Origin of the sequence: Gimesia aquarii, from assembly GCF_007748195.1 — a bacterium.
GTDB lineage: Bacteria > Planctomycetota > Planctomycetia > Planctomycetales > Planctomycetaceae > Gimesia > Gimesia aquarii.
Genome location: NZ_CP037920.1, coordinates 7131398 through 7144603 on the forward strand (window position 1 = coordinate 7131398; position 13206 = coordinate 7144603).

Annotated in this window: 10 protein-coding genes; 4 read left to right on the forward strand and 6 right to left on the reverse strand. The window is 42.5% G+C overall.

All coding sequences use genetic code 11. The features are described from left to right. Positions 1-18: 18 nt before the first annotated feature. Both V144x_RS27150 and V144x_RS27155 read right to left on the reverse strand, forming a co-directional pair. Positions 19-1371, reverse strand: coding sequence for a right-handed parallel beta-helix repeat-containing protein (locus V144x_RS27150; protein WP_144990179.1), 1353 nt, complete (start codon positions 1369-1371; stop codon positions 19-21). A 162-nt stretch (positions 1372-1533) separates the two neighbouring features. After that, a complete protein-coding gene (locus tag V144x_RS27155) occupies positions 1534-2709 on the reverse strand; it encodes a sialidase family protein (RefSeq protein ID WP_144990181.1) in 1176 nt (391 codons plus the stop codon). 767 nt (positions 2710-3476) lie between these two features. Here V144x_RS27155 and V144x_RS27160 point away from each other — a divergent pair. Together V144x_RS27160 and V144x_RS27165 are read left to right on the forward strand one after the other, a co-directional pair. Further along, positions 3477-4550, forward strand: a complete 1074-nt coding sequence (locus V144x_RS27160) for a DUF1559 domain-containing protein (protein ID WP_232102658.1) — start codon at positions 3477-3479, stop codon at positions 4548-4550. 366 nt (positions 4551-4916) lie between these two features. Then, positions 4917-5993, forward strand: coding sequence for a DUF1559 domain-containing protein (locus V144x_RS27165; RefSeq protein WP_144990183.1), 1077 nt, complete (start codon positions 4917-4919; stop codon positions 5991-5993). 475 nt (positions 5994-6468) lie between these two features. On the opposite strand, the gene V144x_RS28560 is transcribed toward V144x_RS27165, so the two are convergent. The 4 genes from V144x_RS28560 to V144x_RS27180 form a co-directional block, all read right to left on the reverse strand. Then, positions 6469-6627: a hypothetical protein gene (locus tag V144x_RS28560; RefSeq protein WP_197998663.1), complete on the reverse strand. Its 159-nt coding sequence runs from the start codon at positions 6625-6627 to the stop codon at positions 6469-6471. Between the two features lie 222 nt (positions 6628-6849). After that, on the reverse strand, positions 6850-7908 hold the full coding sequence (locus V144x_RS27170) for a DUF1559 domain-containing protein (RefSeq protein WP_144990185.1): 1059 nt from the start codon (positions 7906-7908) through the stop codon (positions 6850-6852). An 816-nt stretch (positions 7909-8724) separates the two neighbouring features. Next, the gene (locus tag V144x_RS27175) at positions 8725-9165 is read right to left on the reverse strand and encodes a carboxypeptidase regulatory-like domain-containing protein (protein ID WP_144990187.1); all 441 of its coding nucleotides are present in this window, start codon (positions 9163-9165) and stop codon (positions 8725-8727) included. A gap of 131 nt (positions 9166-9296) precedes the next feature. After that, positions 9297-10301: a DUF1559 domain-containing protein gene (locus V144x_RS27180; protein WP_144990189.1), complete on the reverse strand. Its 1005-nt coding sequence runs from the start codon at positions 10299-10301 to the stop codon at positions 9297-9299. Positions 10302-11000: 699 nt separating this feature from the next. On the opposite strand from V144x_RS27180, the gene hisF reads away from it, so the two are divergent. Further along, entirely contained in the window at positions 11001-11783 is a 783-nt protein-coding gene (gene hisF / locus V144x_RS27185; RefSeq protein ID WP_144990191.1) for an imidazole glycerol phosphate synthase subunit HisF, read from the forward strand. A gap of 262 nt (positions 11784-12045) precedes the next feature. Beyond that, positions 12046-13200, forward strand: coding sequence for a type IV pilus twitching motility protein PilT (locus tag V144x_RS27190; protein ID WP_144990193.1), 1155 nt, complete (start codon positions 12046-12048; stop codon positions 13198-13200). The last annotated feature ends 6 nt before the right edge of the window (positions 13201-13206 follow it).

Consider the following 13206-nt stretch of genomic DNA (forward strand, 5'->3'; position numbering starts at 1 on the left):
ATGCTGTGAAAGTTTTGGTCAGGAGTTCTGGGGTTTACGTTGATCATCGATCAACTTCATAAAACCCTGAATTTGGTTGTCGGCCAACTTAACACTCCCGACTTCTGCTCCGATCCGAATACCTGTTCGTTGCATCGGTTGTTGTCGTTCAAAAATTTTATTACCTGTGATGATAAGATCCGACGTTTTGCCGGTAATATCAATGCCTACACCATCGTTGGCAACGGTGTTGACAATCTCATTGTCAATTACAGTATTGCGATTCGCCCAGAAGTTTTTCCCTCGTGCATCGTTCCGAAACAAGATACCTACTTTTCCACTATTGGTGATTTTGTTTTTTCGCATCATGTTGTCCGTATCATTATGGCCAATCGAAATACTATAGTTATTTCCATTGAGCTGATTGTTTTCAGCCAGACCATACTTCACCCCCCAACACCAGAATAGGCCGATGTTGTTATTATCCAAACGGTTATTCAGGATCAAAGGTCGCTGAGAACCAGAGCCAGGATGTACGCCAAGGTCAGCATTGTCATGACTGTGACAATGTTCGACTTTCACATCATGACAAATCTGAAAGCTGATTCCATCACCGTTGTAGTTACGTGTGGTAACATTACGAATCGTGTAGTTGTTGCAATCCTGCAGAAAGATACAACCACCATAATTACCATTCAGATTCGTGTTATTTTTCCGATTTCCATCTAGCGTTAGATTCTCAATCAATACATTTTTTGTATATTCACTGGTCAACAGTGGGAAGAGAGACGAGACTGTGGGCTTTCCCGAAAGCCAGAGATTTTTACGAAGACCATCATTCAGCTTAAATCGATTTCCTGATCGCGCGACGAGTGTGCGTTTAATCGTATCCTGACTACCAGTACTCGGATTTTTTGTGACTAGCACTACCCCATCACCAACCTGAAATCCGGCTGCTTTCTTAAGTGTTATCTCCTGATCGTACCAGTCGGAATCTTCAGATAAAGCCACCGTTTCGGAAGCGATTTTGGTAATGATTGTTTCAGGACCACTACCTTGTAAACGAATTCCAGAAGGAAGGTGTAGTGCATTACGCAAGGTGAACGTTCCTGGCAAAACTTGAACGGTACCCCCTCCCTTGCGGGCGATGTAGTCGATAGCAGCCTGTAACACTTTATCAGTACTGCCGACAATATCTCCTGTTTTGGGTCCGACAGTAATCGAGAGTCGTTCTTCCCAGTCTGGTTCGAACCGCCCATCACCATCAGTGGCACGAGGTTTTCGAACAACAGGAGACATTCCTGCGAGACTCTGATTTGTGACAAGAGATCCAATCCCAGTGACTAATGCGGCTCCCAAAAATTGTCGACGGGAGAGTGATGATAAATGCATCGTTTGACTCCGATAGATATTTGCGTCTCGATTAATTTAACTATCTTTAAATATAAGTCTCCTAAAATATTGCCGGTAATTCAAGCGAATTTTCGAGGAGTCATTTAAAGATGGCTTTATTCTGCCAGAATAAAGCATATTCCTACCATGGGTTGGGAACTTCTATTTCTCATAAAGTACCGACAGCGGAACAAAAGTGATTTGTGATTCAGCTAACCCATTGTTTCTGGTACGATCGCCTGCACAGTGTCCCAATAGCACACCATCTTTGGTGAATTCGATCGCGGTATAACAATACCAGCCATTCGGGTTTGTTTCGACATTCTGAGTATGCTGCCAGGTTTTACCTTCATCTTTCGAAACAGCGATGGTTAAAGGTGTCCGTTTACCACGCAATTGAGGACTAATTCCTTCGTGATTATTCCAAACCAACAATAAGTCGCCAGTCGCAGGAATGCGTTCAATCGAGGCGGGCGAAACAGGGGCAATCATATTGGATGGCTTGAGTTCAGAAAATGATTTTCCTCCATTGTTGGAATAGGCGACATACTGACTACCACCATTAGTACGACAGAACCCCATCAACCGCCCGTCTTTTAATTCCACAACTCCAGGTTCCTGCATATACGGCTGTTTTTTCCCAGCTTGCTTTTGCACAACAACCTCTTCACCGCGCTGCCAGGTTTTCCCATTGTCATCTGAATAATAACAGAGAAAACGACCATTGAAATTAAAACGATCTGAACCAGGTTGATTCCGATGTAAAGCCAGAGGAATTACAAGACGTCCGTTATTCATTTGAATAACCCGGTCGTTATTCAAGACATAATAGCCAATATGTTTTGGGGGAATGATCTCAACAGGTTCACTCCAACTAATGCCTTCATCTTTACTGATGCGCATCACCGGAAGTAAGTCCTGCAGTGAGTTTTTACGAGTATAAAACAAGGCAATCTCTCCCGACTGCAAACGGAGTAAAGAGACTGACATAATATTCTGATTACCATCATTCTCGATGATTGTCTGATCTTTTTGAGACCATGTTTTTCCCCCATCCATTGAATAGCGTCCTGCAAGATAAGCGGAGGAATGATCGGCTGCGCCCCCGGTAAAGTGTGTGTAAACAAAAAGAAGGCGTCCGTCCTTGATTGTGATAAAGTCACCTTCACTATTGCGGGGGTTATTAGCTGTTGGAGGTAATTGTAATACTCGTTCTATTTTTCCAGAGTCTTGAGCACCAGTCTTACGTGCTTCACCAGCTACAAGGCATGCACATTGGATTGAAACCATTGTTGCAAAGAGCAAAAACAAATATTTCCAATTTATCAATGAATACATTTTTTTGATCTCCGGCTTTCATAACAAAACAGCAATTTTCGGCAGCAAATCTGATTGCGGCTATTGCAGCATTCTCCCTCAGAACCATCTTGGGAGCTCAAATCTATTGAACTGAAAGCAGTACGCTTCTACAAGCCGACCAACGGGGGTTTCTGTGTTTTGATTCGATCTGCTACAGGAAATTGAAGCCCAATAAACTTTAAGTACTTCAGCGCAATGATGGGTTTCTGAATTGAGATCAAAAACCGTGCCAGTATCGATGCTGGTGTACCAAGGATAAATGTAATAAATCGCTGGAGATCTTGCTTCAAAAACATTCTGATCACAGCGGGTATTCCTTCAGAATCTGTTTATTTCAGATAGGTTTAGTGAATCGAAAACTGAACCGAAACTAGCTGCATGAAATCACCAAGATCATAGGGGAACCTATTTATTAGCAGCCCTAATTTAGGATTATTTTTATTTTCATTCGAATTTATTTGACAATTTAACATTCTTCTTTATAAACTCAATCATTAATCATTAGTGCATTAATGAACTCAAAGTCATTAATAAATCTACCTATCCATATCGCATTAATGATCAGCAATTCGATCAATCTAACTAAATTCTAAACAGTTTTTAAATACATATTCGACACTTCTAGACGTTACTTCAAAATCAGTTCTAACAAACAACTCCTTTGAGTTTAAGAATATTTGCGTGCTTTTTTCTGCAGAAATATTTTATTCATACTCATTTTATTTTTTCATTTAAGGAGATGTAACATGAACCTGAAACGTTCGCAGAGGCAAGGCTTTACACTGATTGAATTGCTGGTGGTGATCGCCATCATTGCCATCCTCATCGCATTGCTGTTACCAGCAGTACAACAAGCACGAGAAGCTGCCCGCCGTAGTACGTGCAAAAACAATTTGAAACAGATTGGGCTTGCATTACACAACTACCATGAGACTCATCGTGTCTTTCCCATCGGTGCCAATAATATTGGCAGTGGAAACTTCCAAGATGTCTCTGTCGAGCCAACTCTTGCTTTAAATCACACGGCTTGGCTGATGTTATTGCCTTTTATGGATCAGGCACCACTTTACAATCAGCTTAATCTCAACATCGCCACCAACGGTCATTTCGGTGCCCCATCTTCCACGGTCTCCAACTCAATTACCGGTGTCGTAGGTGGATGGCCTAACGCTAATAGTGCTCTGGTCCAGACAATTCTGCCAGTTCTACTCTGCCCTTCTGATGATGGCGAGACGATTGAAGTCAGAACCGACGCTGCAAACTATATTGCCAACCATGCCCGAACGAACTATCTGTTTTGCGCGGGTGGACATGGTAACGGATGGTCCGGAGGGAGAATCTGGTCTATCTATCAAACGAGCGCCAGTAACTTAGCTGACGGGCGCACTGGCATTCGTTATCGGGGCATGTTTGGTTTCAATGGCGCTGCCAAAATCAAAGATGTCAAAGATGGAATGAGCACTACAATCGCTGTCTGCGAAGGAGCTATCAATGGTCGTACCAATGATGCTTATACTCCTATCTGGGCAGGCTATCGTCGTTATGGAACATTCGCTGTCAACCACCCCAATATTGATGCCAACCACATTAATAATGCACGCTACCACATCAATGGGCCGCTACATGTGCCAGGCATGACATCTTCTGGTGCAACCGCCGATAGAAGGCATCATGTAGGAGTTGCTTCCAGCGTTCATGAAGGGGGTATCCATGTTTTACTGGGAGATGGATCTGTCCGTTTTCTGAGCGAAAATATGGACAAAAACACTTATGCCTTACTGACGCGCATCAACGACAGTCAGGTATTAGGTGAGTATTAATTAAGTATTACACACTCCCCACAAATAGAGCACGTCTGAGTTTCAATTCGAATACTCAGACGTACCTTTTTACTTCTGTAAAGCGTAAAGGAGGTGATTGTGGAACAGTCCCCAAAAATGGTGTTATTACTCTTGAGCATGGTTTTGGCGTTAGCGATTTTGGGGTACTTTGGAAACTCGTAAGAGTCTTCAGTAAATAATGAAACCCCTCTACAAGTAGGAAACGAAGATGACCTAGCTCTTCCACCTGAATAAAAAAAGCCAGTTCGATCTCACGATGAATTGGCATTTCTCTTTTACTTGTTTTTAACAGGGAATTTTGTCTATTACTTCTACTTCATTCATTTTTTTCGAAAGAGATTTAACATGAGTCGAAAGCGTTCACAAAAACATGGTTTTACATTGATTGAATTACTGGTGGTGATCGCCATCATTGCCATCCTCATCGCATTGCTGTTACCAGCAGTACAACAAGCACGAGAAGCTGCTCGTCGTAGTACGTGTAAAAATAATTTGAAACAAGTTGGTCTGGCACTCCATAATTATCACGAGACTCACCGTGTCTTTCCCATCGGTGCCAATAATATTGGCAGTGGAAACTTTCAAGATGTCTCTGTCGAGCCAACTCTTGCTTTGAATCACACGGCTTGGCTGATGTTGTTGCCTTTTATGGATCAGGCACCACTTTACAATCAGCTTAATCTCAACATCGCTACAAATGGTCATTTTGGGCCACCTTCTGGCTCAGTTTCCAATTCGATCACTGGAGTCGTAGGTGGATGGCCCAATGCGAATAGCCCTCTGGTACAAACGATTCTCCCTGTTCTGCTCTGCCCATCCGATGATGGTGAAACGATTGAAGTCGTCAATGGTAGTGTTGATAACTATATCGCTAATCATGCCAGAACCAATTATCTCTTCTGTGCTGGGGGGCATGGTGTTGGATGGACCGGGGGGAGAATTTGGTCTATCTATCAAACTAGTGCCAGTAATTTAGCTGATGGCCGCACTGGGATTCGATATCGAGGCATGTTTGGTTTTAATGGTGCCGCTAAGATCAAGGATGTCAAAGATGGAATGAGTAATACGATTGCCGTCTGCGAAGGCGCCATCAATGGTCGTACCAGTGATTCTTACACACCTATCTGGGGTGGTTATCGTCGTTATGGAACATTTGCTGTCAACCATCCCAATATTGATGCCAACCACATTAATAACGCACGCTACCACATCAATGGGGCTGTACATGTGCCGGGAATGACAAGCTCAGGTGCAACCGCAGACAACAGGCATCATGTAACAGTTGCTTCCAGCGTCCACGAAGGAGGCATTCATGTTTTGCTGGGAGATGGATCCGTTCGTTTCCTGAGTGAGAATATGGATAAGAACACCTATGCCTTACTGACACGCATTAACGATGGTCAGGTATTAGGCGAGTATTAATTCACGTTAGCTCCCTCCTCAAGGAGGGAGCTCTGTATGAAATCCAATTTTAGTCCCCTAAATTATTTTTAATATCTGATTGAAACGTTAAGGAGATGATTGTGGAAAAGTTTCACAAGCTGTGGCTGTTGGTCTTAAGCTTAGCCCTGCTGTTACCAATTTCGGGGTGTTTTTCCGGAGTAAGCTCGAAAGAACCTTCTGATAATAGTGAGACCCCAATGCAAGTAGGAGATGAGGATTCCCTCTCTCTCCCACCAGAATAGTAATAAGCCAGCTCATTCTAATAATGAGCTGGCCCTCTTATTTTTTGTCTGTTTTAGAATCTCTAACTAAACCGGCTACCTCAGACGAGGCTGCCTGGTTTTTGAATTCAGTAAAGCAATGATAGAGCACATTTGTGCTAAAGTTTTAGCATTTTATGCATAGAACCAAGGCTATAAACAAGACTCAAAGTTCATCTGCGATCTGTCGGGCATTATTTTTCTGCTTTTTCCAATTCTGCAGCAGACTCATCTGCATTCAATCCAGGATCGGGTTGAGTCGATTCAGCATGATTGCTACTTCCGCAAGCGACAGATAATACGCTTAGGAACAAAAAAAACAAACATGATAATTTTCGGATTTCTTTAATCATTAGTTCTTTCTTTCAATGTAATCTCATGTCCCGATTTAATAACAAAATACTTTCTCAACTTATAGTCGAACGTTTCGAGCAAATTAATTGACGACTGTCCCTCAACATCACTTAAATCAAAATCTAAATCCAGAATCGAATAGATGTCTTAAAATTAAACCTGCACTCCTTAAGTAAAGAAATGCAGGCAGACGAATTAGAATTCAAACCTGGAACAGCCGTTTAATAATCACCCACTGATAACCCATCGTTTCTGTGGTGTAATCTCTGATAAATGCCCCAATGATTTGCCAGATAAGCTTTATCATTCCAACCACCCCCAGGTACTCCTGTTGCACAACCACCGGGATCATTACTCCACTCGCAGCCACAGTCGTGGGCAGCACAAGTCGAAGCACTTCTTTGCGAAACAATATGATCAATATTTTCTGAGAGGAACCGGACAGCTCCGTCTGCCATTAGAAATTGTGCTCCTCCCACATGAGGACTACCAAATCGCCAATTCGGAGATGACATCCCCGGCCTAAGTTCGTTAGTAATGGGATATAAACCAGCAGCCATGAACCAATCCCAACAGCAGGCAGTATCATTTCCAGGACTGGCTGTTGTAAACGTATTGTGCTGAAGCCCCAACCATGAACCACCGGTCCATACTTGATACGACCGTTCTCCAACCGCAATTGTGTTTGAAGTTCCATCTTTAAACCCTGACATTTTAGTGGGTCGTGCGCGATCAAACGTAAAAAAACCTCCAGAAAGTCCTGCAAAGGTGCTATCAGCATTCTGAAATCCTCCCACACTGCCAGCATAACTGGTACTGGGAATTGAACTCATATAATTCGGGGTGCTTGAACCATGAACGCTCCGTGTTGGGTTTCGATCGGAATCACTGGGACATAAAACGGCATCAATACCGCTCAGTCCAGTAATCACTGTCTTGTTGGTTCCCTCAAAAATTCCGATATTAAAATTGAGCTGATTATATAGAGGTGCCTGATCCATATAGGGAAGAATCATCGCTCCCCAACTTGCTGCATTTCCCAGTTCAACGGTACCATTAAAACCGCGAATTTGCGCAGGCGGAAAAGAACCAAAGGTTTCGTGATAGTTGTGTAATGCCAGCCCAATTTGCTTTAGGTTGTTTTTACACTCAGTTCGTCGCGCGGCTTCACGGGCCTGCTGTACGGCCGGTAATAAAAGAGCAATTAAGATCGCAATGATGGCGATCACGACTAAGAGTTCAATTAAAGTGAAACCACCTCTTCTTACATGATGCTGCATTTTTCACCTCCGGAATAAAGTTAGCTAAGAAATGAGAATAATAATTACGAATGCGCGTTCTAGCTCAAACTAAAGGGAATAACACCTTAATTTAAAAGCATTTATGATGATCCATCGAACGCATATTCGCCGATTTGTTGATTTAGATATGGAGTTCTAAAATGTCAAACTAATCACTTCAAGCAATATGTTCACAACAACATTAGTATTCAATACCTACATTTTAAGTATATACATTTTATTATTAATATACATTAGTATTAATTTGAGTATATAAAATATTGTTTGCTAGTCAATCCTTTTCAACGAATAAAATTTTGAATCATCATTATTGAGCTAAGAATCAGGACTTGCTTTCAGACTGCAGATCAAGTGAAACTACAAATCAAAAGTGTGCGCTCAAGGTAGACATGAGATGTGTAGAGCAATTGTCAAGAAGCTGAGCTGTGTCTTGAATATTCTCAGACAAGCCTGATTATAAATAAGCGAACGTTGACATCCTTCAGGGCACAGGTGGTTCCATCGAATGCACACCGGCACTATGCTGAGGACAACTAACTGGCCCTGGATCCTCTAGTGGGCCATAACGAGTCTTCGAAAGTTCGCAGTATTGTCCAGGTGAAGTCAGAAGTAATAACTCTGCTTCTCACTACGGAAAACGAAATAGAAACTCTTGAAATCAGTTACACTTCATCGAAAAAACAAGAGCAGGCCTGATAAGGCCTGCCCTTGTTTTTTGGGGGACTAGTGCAAACGGGTATTCTATTGTCTGAGGGCCAAGCGAACTAGAGAGAAAACAATGACCAAAGCTGACAATTACTTCGTTTTCAACTCAAATTTGAAAGGCTCGTTTGATTTCGTGACTGTAGCTGTCATTGGAGATTGGCCAGGATCATTATATTTCTCAGGAAGTGAATTCTTTGCTTCAACATCTGCTGCCATTTGATCACTTCCAATGGGAGTCCCGTCAGCCTTTACCAGACGCGTGAATAAGACCCGATAAGTTCCTTCCGCAACACCATCACGTTGATCACGATCTTTGAGTGTAAAATTACCAGTCTCATCCGTGGCTCCAAAACCACCATTACCTTTCGTCGGTTTCTCAGGGAAAAAAGTAACTGAAACATTCGGTAATGCCTCCCCATCAACGGTTACGGCCCCACTCACAGGGTAGACTTCCAAGGTGTTTTCACTTGTACCGCCACATCCAATCAGGCAGAAAAATAAACAGCTCAATAATAGTCGATTGTGCAACATCTAATTAATATCCTGTCCAATCTAAAAATCAGAAGAATTACTGAGAAAAAGAAGCAGTGGAGAAATGGACCACGGGCGTGCTGGATAGCATCACCCGTGGTCAGATATGTTTAAGTTAACCAAATGGGAGCTTAGAATTCTCCAAGTGGATTTCCATCTGCAATGTAGGCCAGGTTATTTCGTGTGGTAGCATCAATATTTTCACTAATGAATCTGACCGCACCATCTCCCAACAATACATGGGCTCCACCGGTGTGTAAGCTACCAACGGTAGACCAGTCGCCAAGCCTTCCTGGCCCTGTGGGACGTTGAAATGGTGGTGAATCCCAAGAACAGCAGGGCCACCAATTAATTCCACGTGAATAGGTTAAATCGACACCATGGCCAACCCACTTCGCATGCCCCCATGTAGCCGATACTCCGTTATAAGTCCAACGAGTGGTTTCTGCGACTGCAACGGTATTACTCATGCCATCTTTGACATCACGAACTCGACTACAAGCATCAAGACCAAACATCCGACGAGTGGTTCTCGATTCCTGTGACCAGATACTTGCTGAACTGGATGTTCGTGTGACACTGAAATCATAGTTTGTATGAGCAGCGGTTTGAGTTGAGCTTCCGGGAGCAATTGAATAATGAGCGCTAGTCGTTGAAGTATAATGTGTGACATTATCATCTGAAGGGCACATAAATGCGGGAATGATCCTTGAGATAACCAAATCATTCGCGTTACCTGGTGACCCGGGCAGTAATCCACCTGGTACTGGCTTTGCAGAGGGTGCTCCTGTACTTGCTGCTAAACTGAAATTGAACTGATTGTATAAGGGAGCCTGATCGATGTATGGTAATAATAGCAACCATCCACGATGGTTAAGACCAATAGGATGGTTTGCAGACCCAGATGTAATACTGTGAGCGTGCGAGACTGAGTAAGGAAAAACAGAATGGGCGTCATGGTAGTTGTGTAAAGCAAGCCCAATTTGTTTCAAATTGTTTTTACAAGTTGAACGGCGTGCGGCCTCACGTGCTTGTTGCACTGCTGGCAACAATAGAGCAATTAAGATCGCAATGATGGCAATGACGACTAGGAGTTCAATTAAAGTGAACCCACGTTTTCTTACATGCCGTTGCATTTTTCACCTCCAGAATAAAGAAAAAGAAATGAGATAAATTTACGACTTCGTGCATTGGCTCAAACAAAAAAACCAAAGAATTGAAATGACTTTAAATGACAAAACAAAGAAGAAGAGATTGATCGTTTAAAGCACAATTCAAAACACTGTCTAAATTTGTAAGCGCCTCCACTAGGAATTAATGGATTTCGAAGTAAACACAAACAATGATTTATTTAGACTTAACAGCATTTATCGTGATCAGCAGAACGTGAATCCGTTGATCGATTAGAATAAAAATCGAGATAGGAGTTTTTTTATTTGTCAGTTTTTAAACTGACAACCACTTTCGCATAATACGTATTTTCATCTATTAAATAATGGTAAACATTAATATACATGAAATTATTAATATACAAAAGTATTAATTCTAGAGTATATAAAGTAATGTGACTCAGTCAATATTTTTCAACAATAATATAAAATTATTATTAATTAACTTTGCCTTCACCGAGTGCGCGATTTTAGTTATTGGAAGATTAATTGAAGTGGCTAATCAAATCTCTTTTTGACTATTAGCTGGAACGATGAACTCTCTATCGAAATTCCACAAAGTTGTTTAATCTGGTAATTACAAAATGCAATACTTCGCAAATTTAATTGTCTTGAATAGTGACGTACCTACTTCCTGTTTCATGAAATTTCTGGATAAACTCTTTAATGCTGGCTAAACGAATCATTCCATGCCTGGATGTCCATGCAGGCCGAGTTGTCAAGGGTGTAAATTTTATCAATCTTCAAGACGCTGGTGATCCCGTCGAAGTCGCCGCGCGCTATGAAGAACAAGGGGCCGATGAGCTGGTCTTTCTGGATATCACTGCCAGCCATGAAGAACGTAACATCATCCTTGACATTGTTCGGCGAACGTCTGAAGTCATTTTTATGCCCCTTACCGTTGGGGGTGGCATTCGAACTCTCGATGATATTCGCGCCTTACTGAGTGCGGGTTGTGATAAAGTTTCGATCAACTCTTCTGCCGTAAAGGATCCTGAATTAATCAAGGAAGCTGCACTACGATTTGGTAGCCAGTGTATCGTTGTAAACATTGATCCCAGACGAGTCCAAAAAGCAGGAAAAGAATTTTGGGAAGTTCATGTTAATGGAGGAAGAATTCCTACAGGGCTCGAAGCCGTCGAATGGGCTCAGAAAGTGGAAGATCTTGGCGCAGGCGAAATTGTTTTGACATCGATGGATGCCGATGGAACCAAAGACGGCTACGATCTACCGATGACCAAGGCCGTTGCAGAAGCAGTTACGATTCCTGTTGTTGCTAGTGGTGGTGCCGGTTGCCCTGAACACTTATATCAAATTCTCTCTGAAGGAAATGCTAGCGCCGCTCTGGCTGCGAGTATCTTTCATTATGGTACTTACCCAGTTGATGTCACAAAACGCTATCTGGCTGAACGGGGTGTTCCAATTCGCTTTAAAAGCACCGTTTCCTAAGTAAATAAACTGTCGTTTGAACCAGTAAAAGCAACTTATTCGATGGAACAAGAGACATTTTTCTCTTGATCACAGCAAAAGGGCCTTGAATGTTCTTCCAGACTCTTCAAAAATGTAATATACGTCGAGTAAACACAGACTAAAGTGGGATAGTTATGCATTCCTGATTCTTTGTTTTAGTGTTTAAATCTAATCTCTGGTACACTTCGATTTCATCACGGACTCCCAGTCTGAATAGAGCATTTCATAGTGGAGCTGATACATGGCGACAACCGTTCCTGCAAAACCAAAAGATATTTCACCCATCACGGGACGCGCAGAAAACGATATCGATAAAGTCTTCCGTCAACTAATCAAGCATGGCGGTTCTGACTTACACATGCAAGTGGGGAAGGCACCGATTCTACGTGTCAAAGGAACCTTGCGTGAATTACAAATGGAGCCCATATCTAAAGATCAGATGATGGCTCTCTTCACCCCCATGATGGATGAAAGAAATACAAAAATCTTTCACGATGAAGGGGGAGCTGACTTCTCTTACGTCGTGGAACACGATGGCGAGCCTTGGCGTTTCCGTGTGAACTTATTTATTCAATTGGGTTTTCCGGGAATGGTTTCACGTAAAATTGAACGCTCCATCCCCAACTTTGAAGGTTTATATCTACCTCCAGTCATGGAGTCACTTTGTAAGTTTGACCAGGGAATGGTCCTGTTAGCTGGGGTGACCGGTAGTGGTAAAAGTACCACGATTGCTTCAATGCTGAACTGGGTCAACGACAATTATCGTAAACATATTTTGACGATTGAAGATCCGATCGAATTCGTTTACACGCAGAACAAATGCTTAATCAATCAACGCGAAGTCGGTATCGACGTCAAAGACTTTGAAATCGCAATGAAGCATGCCGTGCGTCAGGACCCTGACATCATGCTGGTAGGCGAAATGCGTGACATGGAAACATTTTCAACTGCGATCCATGCAGCAGAAACAGGGCACTTGGTATTCGGTACAATTCACGCATCTAACGCCCCCAGTTGTATTGGTCGTATCCTTGACTTGTTTCCCCAGGATATGCACAAAGCGCTCAGAGGAAGTCTGGCATTTAACATGCGAGCAATTGTTGCCCAAAAACTTCTGAAAACGATCGTCGACGCACCAGGGCGTGTACCCATTGTAGAAATCATGACTTTCAATCCTACCGTCAGAAAACTGGTACTGGAAGAAGAAGACGAAAAATTGGCTGCCGCCATCCGCATCGGTAAAGATGAAGGAATGCAACAATTTAATGATAGCTTGAAAGGGTTTATTGATCAGGAATTCATTAGTCGTGCAGATGCATTTGAAATTTCACCAAATGTCGAAGAGTTGAAGATGGTTCTGAAAGGCATCGACGTCAAAGGGGCTGCAATTTTGTAATCGCGT

Excerpts from the sequence above, each read along its gene's own strand:
- V144x_RS27190 (WP_144990193.1), top strand. The coding sequence starts at position 12,046 with ATGGCGACAACCGTTCCTGCAAAACCAAAAGATATTTCACCCATCACG.
- V144x_RS28560 (WP_197998663.1), bottom strand. The coding sequence starts at position 6,627 with ATGATTAAAGAAATCCGAAAATTATCATGTTTGTTTTTTTTGTTCCTA.
- V144x_RS27165 (WP_144990183.1), top strand. The coding sequence starts at position 4,917 with ATGAGTCGAAAGCGTTCACAAAAACATGGTTTTACATTGATTGAATTA.
- V144x_RS27180 (WP_144990189.1), bottom strand. The coding sequence starts at position 10,301 with ATGCAACGGCATGTAAGAAAACGTGGGTTCACTTTAATTGAACTCCTA.
- V144x_RS27175 (WP_144990187.1), bottom strand. The coding sequence starts at position 9,165 with ATGTTGCACAATCGACTATTATTGAGCTGTTTATTTTTCTGCCTGATT.
- V144x_RS27160 (WP_232102658.1), top strand. The coding sequence starts at position 3,477 with ATGAACCTGAAACGTTCGCAGAGGCAAGGCTTTACACTGATTGAATTG.
- hisF (WP_144990191.1), top strand. The coding sequence starts at position 11,001 with ATGCTGGCTAAACGAATCATTCCATGCCTGGATGTCCATGCAGGCCGA.
- V144x_RS27150 (WP_144990179.1), bottom strand. The coding sequence starts at position 1,371 with ATGCATTTATCATCACTCTCCCGTCGACAATTTTTGGGAGCCGCATTA.
- V144x_RS27155 (WP_144990181.1), bottom strand. The coding sequence starts at position 2,709 with ATGTATTCATTGATAAATTGGAAATATTTGTTTTTGCTCTTTGCAACA.
- V144x_RS27170 (WP_144990185.1), bottom strand. The coding sequence starts at position 7,908 with ATGCAGCATCATGTAAGAAGAGGTGGTTTCACTTTAATTGAACTCTTA.